An 18,278-nucleotide genomic window follows, 5' to 3' on the forward strand; every position below is an offset into this window, starting at 1 on the left:
GGGGGGCTCTCGCGTCAGCCGCGGAGCGCCAGGTCCACCCACACGAGCCGGTGGTCGCTGCTCGGGAACGGGAAGACCCCGGTGAGCCGTGACAGCGGGTCGGCCTGGACCGGCCAGAACACCCCGGCGTCGCGCACGCGCAGGTCGCGTGACGGCAGCACGTAGTCCGCGCGCAGGTTGCCCGGCGCGGTGTCCGCGAAGTCGGCGGTGTCGAGCGCGGGGTCGCCGCGGTGGGTGGCGTTCGCGCCGCCCTGGAGCGCGGCCGCCTCGACGGCGCCGTCGGAGCGGGGAGCGGGGTCCTGGACGCGCCGGTGGTCGAGGAGCTGGTCGATCGCCGCGTCGACCGAGTCGCCGTCGAGCGGGTCGGCGTTCTGGTCGCCGAGGACGACGAAGCTCTCGCCCGGGTGCAGCCCGCCGCGGCGGCCGGCGTCGTCGTAGACGTACCGCGACGCCTTGCCGGGCGTCACGTAGTCGGCCCAGAACCGGATCTCGTCGTGGTTGCGCCGCCCGTTGCGGTCCTCGGGACCGTCGAACGTCGGGGGCGTGGGGTGGGACGCGAGCACGTGGACCGTCTCCCGGCCGACGCGCACGGGCACGTCCCAGTGCGACTTGCTCGACAGGCGCACGACCTCGAGCTCCTCCGGCGTGAACCAGTCCGCGGGCGCGGCCGTCGCCGGGTCGTCGGGGAGGAGCGCGCCGGGCATGTCCTTCCACAGGAAGTGCTGGAACGTGCGGACGCCGCGCGTGTCGATCGGGTAGCGCGACAGCACGACCATGCCGTACTGCCCCTCGAACGCGCCGAAGCCGAACGCGTCGTCGCCGCCGCCGACCGTGCCGTCGTCGTTGAGGTCGAACCCGCTGGGCACGCCCGTGTTCGACGGCGCGACGTACGCGTAGCGGTACTCGATCGGCTCCGCGCCGCCCTGGGGGACCTCGAGGTAGTGGTCGCGGAACAGGTCGACCGCGCGCCCGTCGGGCACGTAGTCGAACTCGTTGAGCAGCACGACGTCGGGCCGCGTGCGCTGGAGCACCTCGGCGATCGTCGCGGCCTGCGGGTCGTCGGGCGTCGAGAGGTCGGCCTCGAGCTCGCCCGCCGCGGCGCGGTTCAGGCTCGCGTTGTACGTCGCGACGCGGAGCGTCCCGCGGTCGTGACCGTGGCCGTTCCCGTGCCCGCTCGCGTGGCCGTCGTGCGCGACGGCGGGGCTCGCCGCGGCGCCGACGGCGCCCCCGGTGAGGGCGACGGACAGGGCGAGGGCCAGGGCGACGGGGACGGCGCGGGCGGGTACCCGGGCGGCGCGGGGGGTGGGGGCGGGGTGAGCGGGTCTCGTGGACACGGTGGCTCCTCGTCGTCGGGGACGGTGGTCGTCGAGAGGTTCCTCGTCACCGTACGCACGCCCGCCCCCGCGGGGAAGGGCGGCGAGGTGACCGGCGGGTGAACGCCCCGGTGGCCCTGCCGGTGTGGGCGCGCGGTGGGACCCTGAGGCATGGACACCACGCAGTCCCGGCCGACCCGCACCTACCCGCACGGCGTGCCGTGCTGGGTGGACACCGAGCAGCCCGACGTCGACGCCGCGCTCGCGTTCTACGGCGCCCTCTTCGGGTGGGACTTCGAGGAGAGGCTCCCGCCCGGCACGGGGGAGCGGTACGTCGTCGCCTCGCTCGGCGGGCAGGACGTCGCCGCGGTCGCGTCCGGGACCGGCGAGCCGGGCTGGATCACGTACGTCGCGGTCGACGACGTGGACGCGTCCTCCCGCGGCGTCCCCGACCTGGGCGGGGAGGTCCTCGACGGCCCGACGACGGTCGGGCCGCCCGGGCGCATGGCGTCCGTCCGCGACCCGCAGGGCGCGACGTTCCGGCTCTGGGAGCCCGGGACACGCGTCGGGGCGCAGCGGGTCAACGAGCCGGGCACGTGGAACTTCAGCGTGCTGCACACGCCCGACGTCGCGCGGGCGCTGCACTTCTACGGCCCCCTCCTCGGGTGGGAGGTGGACCCGGGGCTCGGCGCGGGCATGGCCCGCGTCGAGGGCTACGGCGACCACCTCGCCCGGACCGTCTACCCGGAGATCGACGCGAACCAGGAGGGCGCGCCGCCGGGGTTCCGGGACGTCGTGGCCGGCGTGGTCGAGGACGGCGGGCCCGCGCGGCACACGGTGACGTTCGCCGTCGCCGACCGGGACGCCGCCGCCGCGGCCGCCGAGCGCGCGGGCGCGGTCGTGCTCTCGTCGGCCGACACGGAGTGGACGCGCGAGGCCCAGGTGCGCGACCCGCAGGGCGCGGTCCTCACGCTGTCGCAGTTCACCCCGCCCGAGGGCTTCTGACGCACCGACCAGGCGCGGCGTGGTCGCCGCGCCGTCCTGGCCGCGCGCGTGCGGCATCATGACGCCGTGAACGTCGTCACCCGCACCCCGCACGCCCAGGTCGTCGACCGTCTGCGCACCGCGCGCCTCGAGTACGGGCGCGTGGGCCCCACGGACGAGCGCGGCTGGACCTTCGCGGAGGTCGACACGGAGGTCGACGTCGAGACCGGCCGCGACCCCGGCGCGCCCGCGACGGTCGCGCAGGCGCTCGCGCGCGTCGACGAGCTGGTCCCGGCGCCGTGGGTCGTGCAGCTCGACACCGGGTCGGACCTGCTGCCCGAGGGCGTCAGCGCGATCCTCGCGGCCCGACCGGACCCCGTCGCCGCGCCCGTCGCCGTCACCTGGGCGCCCGTGGACGCGTCCGGGACGAGCACCGACCACACCATGCGGCTCGACGACGACCCGGGCCACGTCCTCGCGGCCGTCGACGCGCTCGTCGGGCTGCGGGACGCGGCGACCGCGCCGGACAGCCTGCGGGAGCTCGAGCACCCCGACGACCTGCTGGACGCGTTCACCGCGCTCGCCGACCTCCCCGCGACCGACTCGGCAGCGCCCGACGCCGTCGTCCAGCTCGTGCGCGCCGACGCCGCGTTCGTGCGCGCGGCGGTGCGGCGGGCCGGGACGGCGTCGGTGCGCGCGACCGACGAGCGCACCACAGTCTGGACGCTCGAACGTCCGCCCGCGCCCGTCCCGGGCGAGCCGGACGACGACGTGCGGGAGGCGTTCACGGCGGCGCTCGGCGGGGAGTTCCGCGCGCGCTCGACGATCGAGCGCGGCCTGCGCGCCGGGGAGGCGATGGTGAGCCTGGAGCGCGCGGGGACCGGGGTGTCCTGGACGCTCACCACGCGCGGGCGCCCGTGGGTCTTCGGGAGCTGGAACGACACGTGGACGGACCTGTCGACCTCCGGGACCGAGGGCGCGTACGACACGCTCGTCGAGGTGTTCGGCGAGCCGCGCGACCCGGGCAGACTGCGCGCGCTGCTGGCCGCGTCGACGTGGCCCGGCGACCCCGTCGCCGACCTCACGTACCTCCTGGGCCTGCCGTCCGCGCTCGTCGAGGCCGTCGCGGACCCCGCCCGGTTCCGGCACGGAGCGGAGCGCGTCCAGCCCCTCGGCCCGACGGCGCCCCTCACCCCGCAGGAGAAGGCGGCGCTCGCGGCCCGCGCGCCCCGGCGCGGGGCTGGGAAGACGGCCCGGGACGTGGTCCTGGTCGTGCTGGGCCTCGGGCTGCTCGGGCTCGGGGCGACGATCCTCGCCACCGACGGCGCCGTCGTCGGGTCGGACGGCCCGCCCGACTGGTCCGTCGTCGTCTGGGTCGCGGGCGGTGTGCTCGCGCTCGCCGGCTGGGCCGGGCTGGGGTCGGCCCGCTCGGACCGGCGCCGCTTCCTGTCCGACGCGTGAGCGGGCCCGTCCCCGGCCGTCGTGCCGACCGGGGACGGACCCGCTGCCCGCGGTGTCCCGCGCGTCAGCGGCCGTCGAGGTGCGCGATCTCCTCGAGCAGGCGCTCGCGCGTGGCCGCGTCGTCGACGAACTTCTCGACCGTCCGCCGCACCGACTCCCAGCGCCCCGCCTCGACCGCGGTGATCGCGCCCACGAGCTGGCCGGGCGGGAGGTCGAGCACCGCGACACGGGCACGCAGGCCCTCGGGCGAGACCGTGACGACGACCGTGCGCTCCGCCGTCGCCTCGCCGCCCGCGCCCCGGGCAGTGGCGGAGACGGTGTGCTCGCCGAGCGCGAGGTCCGCGGCGGCGACGGCCGCGCCGTTGGCGACCGGCTCGCCGTCGAGCGAGACGACGAGCTCGTCTGCGTCCGTGGCGCTCGCGGCGACGACGAGCGTCCCGCCGCGCTCGACCTCGGCGCCCTCGGCCGGGCTCACGAGCTCGACCGTCGGCGCGGCGGGTGCCGGTGCCTCCTGCTCGCGCGCCTGCTTCCAGCCGATGAACGCGCCCGCACGGTCGGTGATGACGCCGTCGACCCCGATCTCGGTGAGCCGGGCCCAGTCGGCCGCCGAGTTCACGGTGTACGGCATCACGGCGATGCCGGCCTCGTTGAGGTCCGCGACGACGCTCGGGCGCGCGAGCAGCGCGCTCGCCGACGGGTTGTACATGACCGCCCCGAGGTCCTGCGCCACGGCGACGGGGTCGGCGTCGAGCGAGCCGCGCAGCAGCCCGCGCGGGATCTGCGGCGCGTGCTCGCGCGCGGACCGCAGCGCGGCGACGTCGAACGACTGCAGGACCACGCGGTCCTCGAGCCCGGCCTCGACGACCATGTCCACGACCCGCTCGACCTCGGCGGACGTCTCCGGCCCCTTGATCTCCAGCAGGAGGGTCGACGAGCCGGTCTCCAGGAGGTCGAGCACCTGCGCGAACGTCGGCAGGTGCTGACCGGCGAACGCGGGGGAGAACCACGACCCGGCGTCGAGCGCGCTGACCTGCGCCCCGGGCAGCACGGCGACGTCGCCCGAGCCCTCGGTCGTGCGGTCCACGGTCTGGTCGTGGAGCACCACGGGCAGGCCGTCCGCGGTGGTGTGCACGTCGATCTCGACGTACTCGGCGCCGCTGCGCATGCCCGCTGCCACCGCGGCGAGCGTGTTCTCCGGCGCGACCGACGAGTACCCGCGGTGCGCGACCGTGACGGGGAGCTCCCCGTCGCCGCCGACGTAGGACGCGGGCTCGATCTCGGTGACGGTGACGTCGTCGACGCTCACGGTCGCGCCCGCGGTCACGAAGCCGAGCGCGCCGTCGCGGGACCGGTCGATCCGCCCCTCCAGCAGGGTCTTCCCGTCGAGCGCGTAGGTGACCGAGGTGCCTTGCACCTCGACGGAGAGGTGCACGTCGCGACCCGTTGCCGCGTCCGCCGGGGCGGACGCCGTGTACGGGACGTTCCACGCGTCCGCGGCCGTCCGCTGCGCGATCTCGACGCCGTTGTGCGCGGTCGTCGTGCTGCGCAGGACCGCCTGCCACCACGGGACCGCGCCGTCGGGCGCGACGTCGAGGATCGCGCCCGCCCAGCGCGACGCGTTGTCCACGCTCTCGAAGCGCAGCGTCGCGTCGAGGCGGTAGTTCTCCGCCGACCGTCCGAAGACGATGCGCGCGGGCGACGACCCGTCGGGCGCGTCGCCGACGAGCCGGCCGTCCCGCACCTGCCAGTCGCCCAGCACGGGTGTCCAGCCCTTCGGGAGGGTGTCGCCGTCGAACGACTCGGTGAGCAGCACGTCGCCCGGCTCGGCGGCGGCCGGGGCGGCGAACGGGACGGTCGCGGTCGTGGCCGCCGCGGCGACGAGCGTGCTCGCGAGCAGGGTTCCTGCCAGCGCGGCGGCGGTACCGCGCACGGCGCGGCGTCGGGTGGTCGTCATCGGTTCCTCCGAACGTCGGGACGGTTGCCCCGGCGACGCTAGGAATGCCGCGTGACGGTCCGGTGGACTCCGGGCGACGCCGGAGGGACGGGCAGGTGTCGGGTGCCCGTGGGGGCCGCCGCGAGGGTCACGCGGGCGGCGGCGTGCCCGTCAGCAGGCGCGCGACGTCGTGCCCGGCCTCGAGGAGCGCGACGGTCCGGCGCGCGATCGTGTCGAGACGGCCGTCCAGCGCGGCGAGCGGGTCGGCCACGTCGACCGGGCCGGTCGTCCGCCGCAGCGCGTCGATCGCGCGGCGGACGTCCGGGACCCGGTACCCGGCCGCCCGCAGAGCCGCGACGACGCGGGCCTCACGGACCGCGGCGGGCGGGTAGCGGCGGGCCGAGACCGACCCCGCGCGCGACGCGACGCGGTCCGGCGCGAGGAGCCCCTCGCGCTCCCAGAACCGGAGCGTCGACGCGTGCACCCCGAGCGCGGCCGCGAGCTGCGTGATCGTGAGGACGGACGCGTGGGCGTCGCCCGGTCCCGCGGTCGGGTCGCCGCCGGCCGGGGCGTCGTGCTCCGCCCGGATGGCGAGGAGCGCGTGCCGGGCGGCGAGCGCCTCGTCGCGCTCCCTCGCGAGGGTCACGTGCAGCGCGCCGACGAGCGCCGTCGCCTCGTCCCGGGGCAGCGCGCGCACGGTGCGCAGCACCTGCCGCGCCTCGACCGGCCCGACGGCGGCCGCGAGACCGCGGTACGCGCGCAGGGCCAGGACGTGCTCGTCGCCGAAGGTGCGGTAGCCGTTCGCGGACCGGCCCGCGGGCGGCAGGACGCCGAGCGCCTCCAGGTCCCGCACCTGCTGGACGGACCACCCGGTCGCGCGCGCGACGTCGGACGTCCGCAGCGGGGCACCACCCACCCCGCCGGACGGATCGCTCCGCGACTCCTCCGTCACAACCCTCCACATGGACTTCAAGCCCACACTCGAACCATGAGTATGGAGCAGATCCTCGACACGGTCCGGTCCCTCGACGGCGTCCTCGTGCTCTCGCCCGGCCCCGGCAGCGAGTTCCCCGAGCTGGCGTGGGGCGACCACTTCTTCTACCACGCCCCCGACGGCGTGATCCCGCACGGGCAGCCGTACGGCACGGTCGTGACGAAGGACTACCCCGACGACACCACGTCGCGCCTCGACGAGGAGGGCCGGTGGAGGGTCAACGTGCACGTGGGCCGCGACCGGTTCCGCGAGCTCGTGGGCGACGACCCGCGCGACGGCGAGCCGACGGAGACGAGGGCGACCGACGTCGTCGTGCCGCACCCCGTCTACGGCGCGCTCGGCTGGGTGTGCGTCGTCAACCCGGGCGAGCGCACGACCGCGCTCGTCCTCGACCTGCTGCGCGCCGCCCACGACGACGCCCGCGCCCGCGCCGCCCGCCGCACCGCGCGGTAGCGACGAGCGTCGGTCGACCACGAGGTCGCACCGTGCCGACCACGGGGTTGCTGTCGTTCTCGACCGGATATCGACAGCAACCCCGTGCTCGGCGGGAATGGCTCAGACGGGGACGGCGGCGCCCGACGGCGCGGGGCGTGCGGCGACGCGGCCGTGCCCGGCGACGTCGACGCCGACCGCGAGGACGCGCGGGACGCCGTCGGTCACCTCGACGGTGGACACCGACGCGTTGGGCAGCGCCGCGAGGCCGGACGGGTCGAGCGTCGCGAGCCACGCGCCGAGCGTGAGACCGTGCCCGACGACGAGCACGTGCCGGTCGAGCACCGCACCGGGGCGGGACGCGTCGTCGTGCGCGGCGACGACCCGTGCGAAGACGTCGCGCACCCGGGTCATGAAGTCCCTGCCGGGCTCGCCGCCGCCGACGCCGGGGTGCGTGCCGGCGAGCATGCGCGGCACGAGCTCGGCCCACGGCTCGACCGCGTCGAGGTGGGACTCCGGGCGCCGCTCGTACGAGCCGAACGACAGCTCGCGCAGGTCGTGGTCGACGGTCAGCGGGAGGTCGGGGTGGTGGCGCAGGATCTCCATCGCCGTGAGGACCGCGCGGCCCTGCGGCGAGGAGTACGCGGCCGCGAAGTCGTGCCGCGCGAGGTGCTGCGCGGTGACGCGCACGCCTGCGCGCCCCGTGCGGGTCAGGGGGGAGTCGCACGACCCCTGCAGGTGGCGCCGTGCGTTGAGGTAGGTCTGCCCGTGTCGTACGAGCGTGATCGTCAGGGTCATCGTCGCTGTGCCCCTCTCCGGTCGTCCCGGTCTGCTGGTCACGGCCGACGCTAGGTGGTCCCGGTGTCGTGACGACGACGTCCCGGTGACGAACGCGTGGCCGACGCCGGAACGCCGCGGGCCGGACGCGCCGCGGCACGGTGGCGCAGCGGCGCACCGGCACCGCCGCACGGCGGCCTTGAGGACCGGCGGCTGGGCGGACTGGGCGAGCCTCGCGACCCGGCGACCGTCACACGGACGCGGGGACCTCGTCGCGCTCGGGGCGCGCCGCCCGCTCGCGATCCGAGCCGTCGGAGCCGTCCGAGCCGTCCGAGCCGTCCGAGTCGGTCGAGCCGTCGGAGCGGTCGGCCGCGTCCGCGGGCTCCGTCGACGACCCGCCCGCGCCCGGTGCGGCGCCGTGCTCCTCCGAGTGGGCCGCGGGCGTCGCGGCGGGTGCGGGCCACGGCTCCTCGGCGTCCCCGGCGGCGTCCGGCACCGCGCCGGCCGCCCGGTGGACGACGACCGCGAGCGGCGCGACGAGCACCCCGCACACCAGGCCCCACGCCAGGCCCGCCTGCAGGACGGGGAGGACGCGCCCGGCGTCGGGCAGGACGCCGCCGGAGGTGACGGTCGAGACGACGACGGGCACCGCTGCGGCGAGCGCCGCGCCCGCGACGCACGCGAACCAGGCGGAGAGCAGGAGCGCCCAGCGGCCCTCCGCCGGGGGCAGGCGGCGCGCGGCGAGCGCGGTGAGCAGGCCCACGGCCAGCCCGACCCCGAGCGGCAGCACGAGGTGCACCGGGTCGGCGAGGAGCGCGTCCCGGTCGACGGCGAGCCGTGCGGAGGGCAGCAGCACGACGTCCCGGGCGACGCCCCACGGGGACTGCGGGTCGGACGCCCCGGGGAGCAGGGTCCGCCCGACGCCGGCGGCCGCCCAGAGCACGCCCGTCGCCGTGCCTGCCGCGAGGGCGGCGGGCCAGGCGCGCACCGTCGCGGGGGCGCGGGTGTGCCGCGTGCCCGCCGGGTCGTCGCGGCGGTCGGTCAGCGCGCGCGTCACGACGACCGCGAGCCCGACGAGCAGGCCGTTCACGAGGCCCCACCACCCGCCGAGCGCGGTGGCGACGAGCTCCGTGATCGTGTCGGCGCGCCACGGCAGCGTCACCCCGGCGAACCACGCGGCCGTCGCGGCGAGCGCCGACGCGGCGACGACGGTGAACCAGACGCCGAGGAACGTCGCCCAGCGGCCGGTGCCCGACGGCAGGCGCCGCAGCACGAGCTGCGTGCCGGCGGCGACGATCGCCCCCGCGAGCGCCGCCGTGAGCAGCGTGCTCCCGGACACGGGTGCACCGCCCGCGACGGACGCGGTCGGGTGGGGGAGCAGCGCGCGGACGACGGCGCCGGGGACGGGGAGCGACGCCCCGGACAGCCAGTCCCCGAGGCGGCCCGTGACCACCCAGAGGACGGCGGTGAGCGTTCCGGCGACGACGACGGCGGGGACGGTCCTCGATGACGGCATCCTGCGAGGGTAGTGGCACCGTGCCGCCGGCCGCACCGACCGGTTCGTCCCGGCTGTCATCCTGGGCAGCCTGCCGGACATCCCCTTGCGGAGCGCCGCGCGGGGCGGCGTCGAGGACGACGACAGGAGCGAGGGCGGATGTCCCCACCCCCCGAGGCGGAGGCGCGCGAGCGCCTCGACCGCCTCTACCGCGACCATGCGCGGTCCGTGTACCGGTGCGCGGCGACGCGGCTGTCCCCGCAGGACGCGGAGGACGTCGTGTGCGAGGTCTTCGTGGTGGCCTGGCGCCGGATCACGGAGGTGCCGCCGTACGAGCTCGGGTGGCTCCTGCGGGTCACGCGCAACGTCATGGCGAACCACCTGCGCGCGGGCTCGCGCCGGGCCGCGCTCGCCCGCCGCGTCACCGGTGTCCTCCCGGCGAGCGTCCCGGACCATGCGGGCGACGTCGTCGGGCAGGACGCCGCCGAGCGGCTGCTCGCGCAGCTGCCCGTGCGCGACCAGGAGGTCCTCCGGCTCCTCGTGCTCGAGGACCTGTCCGTCCCCGAGCTCGCCGAGGCTCTCGGGTGCCGGCCCAACACCGCGTCCGTGCGGGTGCGGCGCGCCAAGGAGCGCCTCGCGCGCCTCTACGCCGAGCTCGACCGGTCCGCGGCCACGCCGAGCCGGTCACCGAGCCGGACCCCGAGCCGGTCCGTGCCGCGACCGTCACCGGCCGCGCCGTCGTACGCCACCGCGACGGCGGCCACGGCCGGCACCACCGTCGACTCACCCCGAGAAGGGACGACCCCGTGAACGACCCGATCCACCGCCTGCGCACCGAGAGCGCCCGCCCCGACGCGGACGTCCCGTTCGACGCCGTCCTCGCCGCCGTCCACGCCCGCACCGCGGGCGAGCGCCCCGGGGCGCTGAGCCGGAGGCGCCGGACCGTCCGTGTCGCGGCGGTCGGTGCCGTGGGTGCCGGCGCCGTCCTCGCGGGCGCGCTCGCCCTGCCCGGCCTCACCCCGGGGTCCGGGCCCGACGCCGAGCCCGTGGCCGCGCCGTCGCCGACCGCGGAGGTGCGGGACGGCGTCGTCGGGGAGGACCCGGGCACCGACGGCACCGTGGTGGCCGCCGTCGCGTACGTCGAGAGGGCGCGCACCGCCGTCCAGGACGTCGACCTCTCGACCCTCGTGCTGGAGGTCGGGTCGACGTTCGGCGTCCAGCACCCCGGGGAGAGCGAGCTCGACACGTCCGCGGACCGGACCTTCACGGCCGGCGACGGGAGCGCGACCCGCTGGGTCTCCGAGCAGGACTCCGCGGCGTCGGTCGCCGCCCCCATGGTGGGCGTCGAGGAGGTCAAGCACGCCGACCCGGCCGGGCCGGAGGGGCAGATGACGTACTGGTGGGTGAGCCCCGCGGCCGGTGTCTACACGCGGTTCACGCTGCCGGTCGAGAACTGGGACGACATCCAGGAGGGCACCATCCGGGAGCAGCTCACCGCGCAGATGACGGACCTGGCTGCGCAGATGGACGCGATCCAGGCGCTCGCCGACCAGCCGGGCGTCGTCACGAGCGGCCCCGAGGCGCGGACGGTCGGTGGGCGCGCGGCGACGTGCTTCGAGCTCTCCGGTCCCGGGTCGGCGGCTCCCGCGGGCGAGGCGTCGATGTGGGTCGACGGCGCGCCGGGCACCGTCGACTGGACGCGGGCCGCGTGCTTCGACGACGAGACGCACCTGCCGCTGTCCGACGAGCGGACCGAGCACTACCTCCTCGACGGCGCCACGGAGCCGAGCCTGTCGGTCACGACGTCGGACTACACCTGGCACCCGCGGGACGACGCGTCGCTCGCCCTCCTCGAGCCGTCGGTCGCGGGCCTGCGCGAGGTCTCGCAGGACGAGTTCGCGCGCCTGACGAGCTGAGCAGCGACGGCTGAGGAGTCGGCGGCGGCGACGGCCCGAGCGGTCGGGCGCCGCCGCCGATGAGTTCTCGGTGCGGCGGTCGTCAGAAGGCACGGGAGCCCCGGTGCACGGCCGCGGGCGCGACGACACGGAGGACGCCATGAGCGAGCGCACGACCTACACCCTGGACGTGCCCGGAGCCGTCGTCGCCTACGACGTCTGGACGCCGGACGTCGCGGGCGACCGGCGCCCGGTCGTCGTCATGGGGTCGCCCATGGCGGCGTCCGGGTTCGAGCAGCTCGCCGGGCTCCTCGACGACCGGGTGGTCGTCACGTACGACCCGCGCGGCACCGAGCGCAGCACGCTCGCGTCCGACGGGGAGGTCCCGGTCGAGGCGCACGCCGACGACCTGCACGCGGTGGTGACGGCGGCCGGCCTGGGCACGGTGGACGTCTTCGGGTCGAGCGGGGGCGGCGTGGTCGGGCTGTCGTGGGTCGAGCGGTACCCGGGGGACGTGCGGACGTTCGTGTCGCACGAGCCGCCGATCACGCCGCTCCTCGAGGACGCCGCGCTCGCGACCACGGTCCAGGCGGACATCGTCGCGACGTACGGCCGGGACGGCTTCGGTCCCGCGATGGCGAAGTTCGTCGCGCTCGTCAGCCACGTGGGCCCGCTGCCGGCCGACTACCTCGGCCGGCCGGCGCCGGACCCGGCGATGTTCGGCTTCCCCACGGCCGACGACGGGTCGCGGGACGACCTGCTCCTCGGCAGGAACCTCGCGACGATGCCCGCCTGGGCACCGGACGGCGCGGTGCTGCGGGCGTCGGGGACGCGGGTCGTGCCGGCGGTCAGCGCGCAGGGCGAGGGCACGCTCGCCTGGCGGGGCGGCGCGGCGCTCGCGGAGCTGCTGGGCGTCGAGGCGGTGACCTTCCCCGGCGACCACGGCGGTTTCATGGTCAGCGAGTGGTCGCCGCACAACGACCCGGCGGCGTTCGCCGCTGCCCTGCGCGAGGTGCTCGACGCCTGACCCGCGCGCGTCGCGCGCCCCGAACGACCCCCGAGCACGGGGTGGTCGACCGCCTCCCCGAGGCGCGGTCGGCTGCCCCGTGCTCGGTATGTCTCCGGCCGGTGTCACCGAGAAGTGTCGACTGACTCGGGACTTTTGCTTGTTGTCGACACAACTTTCGACCAACTGTTGACATCCACCCCTGACTGCGGTGTCATAAACCTCGTTGCCCCTGGAACCGACCAGGGGACCGGACGTCGGGCAGGGGAGCGCGGCGTCCGGACCGACAGCCGACGGCGCGCACCGACGCGTGCCCCGGCGGGACCACGGCGGTCCCGGACCTCGCCCCACGGTCGGTCTCCCACCGGCTGCGAGACGAGCCCCGCACGACCGAGCACCTCACTCGACCCTCTGCGACGCGGGACACCCCCGCACGACCCAGTCCTGCCCACAGTGCACCCCCCCACAGCACCACCCGGGGAGACTCCGCGCGCCCACGTGGCGCCGGTCAGCGTGACGGCGAGCGCCGGCACGCCGGTCCGGCGCGCCCGCGAGCCGCCCGGACGACCCCGTACGCCCGGAAGGAGTCCCCATGCCCGACCAGACGACCGAGACCGAGACGCCCGCCAGGCCGCTCTCGCGACGGGCGCTTCTCGCGGGGGCAGGCGTCGTCGCCGCGAGCCCCGCGGCCGCTCTGCTGCTGGGCGCCGGCGGCAGCGTCGCCGCGGCACCCCCCGCCGCCGCCGCGACGACGACCGGCGCGGCCACCGGTGCGGTGGCCACCGCCGTGGGCGACGTCCGCAAGATCACCATGTACGCCGAGCGGATCTCCGACACGCTCGTCGGCTACGGCCTCGAGCGCGGCAAGGCCACGGTCCCCGGCCCGATCCTCGAGATGTGGGAGGGCGAGACCCTCGAGATCACGCTCGTCAACACGACGGACAAGCGCCTGTCGATCCACCCGCACGGCGTGAACTACGACGTCAACAGCGACGGCAGCGCCTTCAACAACTCCTTCAACGAGCCGGGCGAGACGCGGACGTACACCTGGTCGACCGTCAAGATGGCGCGCGACCGCGGTATCTGGATGCCGGGCAGCGCGGGCTACTGGCACTACCACGACCACGCGTGGGGCGACCACGGCACGCAGGGGATCGCCGCCGGGCTCTACGGTGCGCTCGTCGTGCGCCGCATCGGGGACGTCCTGCCGCAGAAGCAGTTCACGATGGTCTTCAACGACATGACCATCAACAACAAGGTCGCCCCGGACACGCCGATGTACGAGGCCAAGCTCGGCGAGCGCGTCGAGTTCATCTGCATCGGCCACGGGAACCAGCTCCACACCTTCCACCTGCACGCGCACCGCTGGGCGAACAACCGCACCGGCCTGCTCGCGGACCAGTACGACACGAGCCAGGTCGTGGACAACCGGGACCTCAACCCGGGCGACGCGTTCGGGTTCCAGGTCGTCGCCGGTCTGGGCGTCGGCCCGGGGGCGTGGATGTACCACTGCCACGTCCAGTTCCACTCCGACGGCGGGATGGCCGGCATCTTCCTCGTGCGCAACGCCGACGGCTCCATGCCGCCGGGGGCGCAGGAATCCATCGACCGGTTCCAGGGTCACGGCAGCCACACCATGTCCGCGCCGTCGGGCGGGACCGCCACGACCGACGGCGCGGCGGCCACCACCGGTGGTGCCGCGGCCGGAGGGACCGGGCCGGCCGTCGTCGACCTCACGGGGCACGCCGGCCACTGAGCCGTCGGCTGATCCAGCACCGACGGGTCGCGGGCTCGCCCCGCACCAGCACCACCCGCCAGCACGACCCGCTCCCGGCCCGGCCGGGAGCGCCGCACCGATGACGAAGGAGTTGGAGAGTGCTGTCCAGACGATCGACATCCCCCACGAGGGGACGCTCCCGACCAGGAGCACTATTGGCCATGACCGTGGGCCTCACGAGCGTCGCGCTCGTCGCGAGCGCCGCCGTGATCCCGGCGTCCGCCCAGCCCGTCGCGACGGCGCCGAGCAGCGCCGTCGCCTCGAGCGGCGCGCTCGCCACGGCTCCGGTCGCCACCGCCGCGGCCACGACGGCCGTGCGCGTCCTCGTGTTCCACGGCGCGCCCGACGAGCAGACCGACCCGGTCGTCGCCGCGACCGCGGCGCTGACCGAGCTGGGTGCCGCGAACGGGTTCGACGTCGAGGCGACGTCCGACCCCGCGATGCTCAGCGAGGCGACGCTCGGCGAGTACCGCGGCGTCGTCATGCTCTCCTCGGAGGGCATCGAGCTGAGCGGCGAGCAGGAGGCCGCGCTCCAGGCGTACATCAACAAGGGCGGTGGCTTCCTCGGCGTGCGCGACGCCGCGCGCGCCCAGTCCGCGTCGAAGTGGTTCGAGGGCCTCGTCGGCGCCCGGATCCAGGGCGCGACGATGACGTCGGAGAAGGTCGCCGAGGCGACCGGCACCGGCCGCAGCCCGGCCGCCGAGACGCCGGCCAAGGCCGTCGACGGCGACCCCAACACCAAGTGGCTGACGTTCGCCCGCACGGGCCAGCTCACGCTGCGCATGGAGCAGCCCGTCGCGCTCGTGAAGTACGGCATCACGTCGGCGAACGACTCCGCGGGCCGCGACCCGAAGAACTGGAAGGTCCAGGGCTCGACCGACGGGCAGACGTGGGTCGACCTCGACACGCGCACCGACGAGGACTTCCCGCAGCGCTTCCAGCCGCGCACGTTCGACGTCGGGAACGAGACCGAGTACGGCTGGTACCGCCTGGACGTCACCGCGAACTCGGGCGACGCCGAGGTCCAGCTCGCCGAGTTCTCGATCTTCGGCCCCGACTCCGTCGAGCAGCCCGACCCGGAGATCCCGCTCGAGGAGCGCACGGTCGACCTGGTCGACCGCCAGCACCCCGCGACGGCGGACCTCCCGCTCACGTGGGACCGCGAGGACCGGTGGCTCGACTGGGCCGACGACCCGACCGGTGACGTGCACACGGTCGCGACGCTCGAGCCCGGCCCCGAGGCCGGCCCGACGACGAACCCGTTCCAGCCCCTCTCCTGGTGCCGTGACTACGACGGCGGCCGGTCGTTCTTCACCGGCATGGGCGGCACGCCGGAGAGCTGGCAGGACGCGACGTTCCGCGAGCACCTGCTCGGCGCGCTGCAGTGGACGACGGGCGTCGTGCGCGGCGACTGCCAGGCCACGATCGCGTCGAACTACAAGGCCGAGCGCCTGTCGAAGGTGAACACGGCGGGCACGCTCGACCAGAACGGCGAGCAGCACGGCCTGACGATCGCGCCCGACGGCACGGTCTTCTACATCGGCCGCGGCGCCTGCGCGACCGGCCCGATCGTCCCGTGGAGCGACCCGAACGTGGGCCTCGGCTGCGGCACGATCCACCAGTGGGACCCGGAGACGGGCGAGGCGAAGCTGCTCACGACGCTCGACGTCATGGGCAACCGCGGCAGCGGCGACGAGCTCGTGAAGAACGAGGAGGGCCTGCTCGGCATCGTGCCCGACCCCGACTTCGCGACGAACCACTGGCTGTACGTGTACTGGATGCCGCACGAGAACATCGACCGTGAGCGTCGCGTCGGCTACCGCACGGTCTCGCGGTTCACCTACGACCCGGCGACCCCGACGATCGACCAGAGCACGCGGGTCGACCTGCTCGAGTGGGAGACGCAGATCCACAGCTGCTGCCACGCGGGCGGCGGCATGGCGTTCGACAGCAAGGGCAACCTCTACGTCGGCTCGGGCGACAACAACTCGTCCGGCGGCTCGAGCGGGTACTCCGGCAACAACTGGACGCAGGAGTACGCGGGCCTGAGCTTCCAGGACGCGCGCCGCACGGCGGGCAACACGAACGACCTCAACGGCAAGATCCTGCGGATCCACCCCGAGGACGACGGCACGTACACGATCCCCGAGGACAACCTGTTCCCGGTGGGCGAGTACCCCGCGGACAAGACGCGTCCGGAGATCTACGTCATGGGCGTGCGCAACATCTCGCGCCTGCAGATCGACCCCGACACGGACTGGCTGACCGCGGCCTGGGTCGGCCCGGACGCGACCCTCCCGAACCCGGACCTCGGCCCGGCCAAGTACGAGACCGCGACGATCATCACGTCCGCGGGCAACCAGGGCTGGCCGTACTGCATGGGCAACGGGCAGCCGTACCGTGACCGGAGCAACGAGGACGCGAGCGTCCTCACCGACTGGTACGACTGCGACAACCTGAAGAACACGTCGCCGCGCAACACGGGCCTCGTGGACCTCCCGCCGGTGCGCGACAACATGATCTGGTACTCGCCCTCGGGCGGCGGGCCGGTGTTCCCGGACCGCGGCAACGGCATCCCGTCGTACGTCGACAGCGAGGCCACCTACACCATCCCGTGGCTGCGGGGTGGCGGCCAGGCCGTCATGTCCGGCCCGACCTACCGCCAGTCGCAGGTCGACCCCGACTCGGACGTCGCGTGGCCGTCGTACTGGGAGGGCAAGTGGTTCATCGGCGACCAGTCGAACTCGAACAACCGCGTCGCGGTGACGGTCGACCCGGAGAACCTGGACGCCCCCGTGTTCATGGAGGACCTGCGCCAGATCATCCCGGGCGGTCGTGGTGACGGGCTGCTGCAGAGCTGGATGGACGCGAAGTTCGGTCCGGACGGCGCGCTGTACCTGGTCGACTACGCGGGGGGCTTCTTCAGCCTCGACCCGAACCAGAAGCTCATGCGGATCACGTACCAGGGCGGGGCTCCGACCCCGGCTCCGGCGGCGTCCGCGACGAGCATCCAGGGCGACCCGCTGACGGTGCAGTTCACCGGTGCGCGTTCCGGTGGCGTCTCCTACCTCTGGGAGTTCGGCGACGGCTCGACCTCGCGTCAGGCCAACCCGAAGCACAAGTACCCGCGCGTCAAGAACTACGAGGCCAAGCTCACCGTCACGTACGCGGACGGGACGACGGCCACCGTCACGACCGACGGCTCGCCGTCGTGCACCCTGCCCGACGACCGCGAGACCGTGTTCTTCGGCGAGGTCGACTCCACGGTCGAGAACCGCGACCTGGGCGCCTGCAACATCGCCGACCTGTTCCAGGACGAGAAGGAGTGGCGCTCCCACGCCCGGTTCCTGGCGCACGTCGAGTCGGTGGCGAAGAGCCTGTACGACGACAGCCGCATCAGCGACCGCGAGCGTGCTCGCCTCGTCGACGCGGCGGCCCGGTCGCAGATCGGCGCGTACCCCGGCGGGTACCGCACGATCTTCGACGGCACCGAGGCGTCGCTGTACGACTGGTTCCAGGCTCCGGGCGGCAAGTTCACGCTCGAGCCGGGCGGCTCGCTCAAGTCGAGCGGCGGCCTGGGGATGCTCTGGTACGCGGGCGAGGAGCTCGGGGACTTCTCCGTGAAGCTCCTGTACCGCGACGTCTCGGCGGGTGACCACTACGCCAACACCGGCGTGTTCACCCGGTTCCCGAACCCGAACGACCCGGGTGACGCGCAGTGCGCGAACAACCAGTCACCCGCGTGGGTCGCGATCTACTGCGGCCACGAGATCCAGATCTACGACGGACCCACGGGCGAGCCGCAGAAGACGGGCTCGGTCTACAACTTCGACCCGGTCGGCCTGAACACCGGCGGGGAGAAGCCCAAGGGCGAGTGGAACGAGTACGAGATCCGGGTCGTGGGCCAGCACTACACGATCATCCGCAACGGCGTCGTGATCAACGAGTTCGAGAACGCGCCGGGGATCCAGTCGTCCCGTGCGGGCGACCCGCCCACGGACCTGCGCCAGTTCGACAGCGGGTTCATCGGGCTGCAGAACCACGGGAACTCGGACCTCATCGAGTTCCGTGACGTCCGGGTGGCGGACCTGTAGCACCGCCCGGCGGGGACGGCCCAGCCGGCCGTCCCCGCCGACCCGGGGCCGCCGTCGTCCCGCACGACGGCGGCCCCGGGGCAGGCCGCACGGCCCGCCCGACCCGCGCCCGACCAG

Annotated in this window: 13 protein-coding genes; 8 read left to right on the forward strand and 5 right to left on the reverse strand. The window is 75.1% G+C overall.

The annotated features are described in order from the left end of the window. Positions 1–14: 14 nt before the first annotated feature. On the reverse strand, positions 15–1,334 hold the full coding sequence (locus ACFC2L_RS14565) for an endonuclease/exonuclease/phosphatase family protein (RefSeq protein WP_375825000.1): 1,320 nt from the start codon (positions 1,332–1,334) through the stop codon (positions 15–17). Between the two features lie 150 nt (positions 1,335–1,484). Here ACFC2L_RS14565 and ACFC2L_RS14570 point away from each other — a divergent pair, with 150 nt between their 5' ends. Then, a complete protein-coding gene (locus ACFC2L_RS14570; RefSeq protein WP_375825001.1) occupies positions 1,485–2,318 on the forward strand; it encodes a VOC family protein in 834 nt (277 codons plus the stop codon). Between the two features lie 66 nt (positions 2,319–2,384). Next, positions 2,385–3,758: a hypothetical protein gene (locus tag ACFC2L_RS14575; RefSeq protein ID WP_375825002.1), complete on the forward strand. Its 1,374-nt coding sequence runs from the start codon at positions 2,385–2,387 to the stop codon at positions 3,756–3,758. Between the two features lie 64 nt (positions 3,759–3,822). Here the strand turns inward: ACFC2L_RS14575 and ACFC2L_RS14580 are convergent, their stop codons facing one another. Next, a complete protein-coding gene (locus tag ACFC2L_RS14580) occupies positions 3,823–5,712 on the reverse strand; it encodes a glycerophosphodiester phosphodiesterase family protein (RefSeq protein WP_375825003.1) in 1,890 nt (629 codons plus the stop codon). A gap of 127 nt (positions 5,713–5,839) precedes the next feature. Further along, on the reverse strand, positions 5,840–6,643 hold the full coding sequence (locus ACFC2L_RS14585; protein ID WP_375825004.1) for a MerR family transcriptional regulator: 804 nt from the start codon (positions 6,641–6,643) through the stop codon (positions 5,840–5,842). A gap of 36 nt (positions 6,644–6,679) precedes the next feature. Here ACFC2L_RS14585 and ACFC2L_RS14590 point away from each other — a divergent pair, with 36 nt between their 5' ends. After that, positions 6,680–7,138 (forward strand): DUF6194 family protein, encoded by a 459-nt coding sequence (locus ACFC2L_RS14590; RefSeq protein WP_375825005.1) that lies wholly within the window; start codon positions 6,680–6,682, stop codon positions 7,136–7,138. Positions 7,139–7,240: 102 nt separating this feature from the next. Here the strand turns inward: ACFC2L_RS14590 and ACFC2L_RS14595 are convergent, their stop codons facing one another. Next, positions 7,241–7,915, reverse strand: coding sequence for a histidine phosphatase family protein (locus tag ACFC2L_RS14595; protein ID WP_375825006.1), 675 nt, complete (start codon positions 7,913–7,915; stop codon positions 7,241–7,243). Between the two features lie 229 nt (positions 7,916–8,144). Then, entirely contained in the window at positions 8,145–9,410 is a 1,266-nt protein-coding gene (locus ACFC2L_RS14600; protein ID WP_375825007.1) for a hypothetical protein, read from the reverse strand. Positions 9,411–9,548: 138 nt separating this feature from the next. Here ACFC2L_RS14600 and ACFC2L_RS14605 point away from each other — a divergent pair, with 138 nt between their 5' ends. The 5 genes from ACFC2L_RS14605 to ACFC2L_RS14625 all read left to right on the forward strand — a co-directional run bounded on the left by ACFC2L_RS14605 (position 9,549) and on the right by ACFC2L_RS14625 (position 18,161). Beyond that, entirely contained in the window at positions 9,549–10,199 is a 651-nt protein-coding gene (locus ACFC2L_RS14605) for an RNA polymerase sigma factor (RefSeq protein WP_375825008.1), read from the forward strand. Then, positions 10,196–11,305, forward strand: a complete 1,110-nt coding sequence (locus ACFC2L_RS14610) for a hypothetical protein (RefSeq protein ID WP_375825009.1) — start codon at positions 10,196–10,198, stop codon at positions 11,303–11,305. The genes ACFC2L_RS14605 and ACFC2L_RS14610 overlap by 4 nt, the downstream gene beginning before the upstream one ends. Positions 11,306–11,444: 139 nt before the next feature. After that, positions 11,445–12,311 (forward strand): alpha/beta fold hydrolase, encoded by an 867-nt coding sequence (locus tag ACFC2L_RS14615; protein ID WP_375825010.1) that lies wholly within the window; start codon positions 11,445–11,447, stop codon positions 12,309–12,311. A 571-nt stretch (positions 12,312–12,882) separates the two neighbouring features. Then, positions 12,883–14,046, forward strand: coding sequence for a multicopper oxidase domain-containing protein (locus tag ACFC2L_RS14620; protein ID WP_375825011.1), 1,164 nt, complete (start codon positions 12,883–12,885; stop codon positions 14,044–14,046). Between the two features lie 182 nt (positions 14,047–14,228). Next, the gene (locus ACFC2L_RS14625) at positions 14,229–18,161 is read left to right on the forward strand and encodes a ThuA domain-containing protein (RefSeq protein ID WP_375825012.1); all 3,933 of its coding nucleotides are present in this window, start codon (positions 14,229–14,231) and stop codon (positions 18,159–18,161) included. Positions 18,162–18,278: the final 117 nt, after the last annotated feature.

The sequence above is a fragment of the Cellulosimicrobium sp. NPDC055967 genome, assembly GCF_042269845.1.
GTDB lineage: Bacteria > Actinomycetota > Actinomycetes > Actinomycetales > Cellulomonadaceae > Cellulosimicrobium.

Coding starts and splice junctions, on each gene's coding strand:
- ACFC2L_RS14570 (WP_375825001.1), top strand. CDS start 1,485: ATGGACACCACGCAGTCCCGGCCGACCCGCACCTACCCGCACGGCGTG.
- ACFC2L_RS14580 (WP_375825003.1), bottom strand. CDS start 5,712: ATGACGACCACCCGACGCCGCGCCGTGCGCGGTACCGCCGCCGCGCTG.
- ACFC2L_RS14590 (WP_375825005.1), top strand. CDS start 6,680: ATGAGTATGGAGCAGATCCTCGACACGGTCCGGTCCCTCGACGGCGTC.
- ACFC2L_RS14595 (WP_375825006.1), bottom strand. CDS start 7,915: ATGACCCTGACGATCACGCTCGTACGACACGGGCAGACCTACCTCAAC.
- ACFC2L_RS14600 (WP_375825007.1), bottom strand. CDS start 9,410: ATGCCGTCATCGAGGACCGTCCCCGCCGTCGTCGTCGCCGGAACGCTC.
- ACFC2L_RS14605 (WP_375825008.1), top strand. CDS start 9,549: ATGTCCCCACCCCCCGAGGCGGAGGCGCGCGAGCGCCTCGACCGCCTC.
- ACFC2L_RS14615 (WP_375825010.1), top strand. CDS start 11,445: ATGAGCGAGCGCACGACCTACACCCTGGACGTGCCCGGAGCCGTCGTC.
- ACFC2L_RS14620 (WP_375825011.1), top strand. CDS start 12,883: ATGCCCGACCAGACGACCGAGACCGAGACGCCCGCCAGGCCGCTCTCG.
- ACFC2L_RS14625 (WP_375825012.1), top strand. CDS start 14,229: ATGACCGTGGGCCTCACGAGCGTCGCGCTCGTCGCGAGCGCCGCCGTG.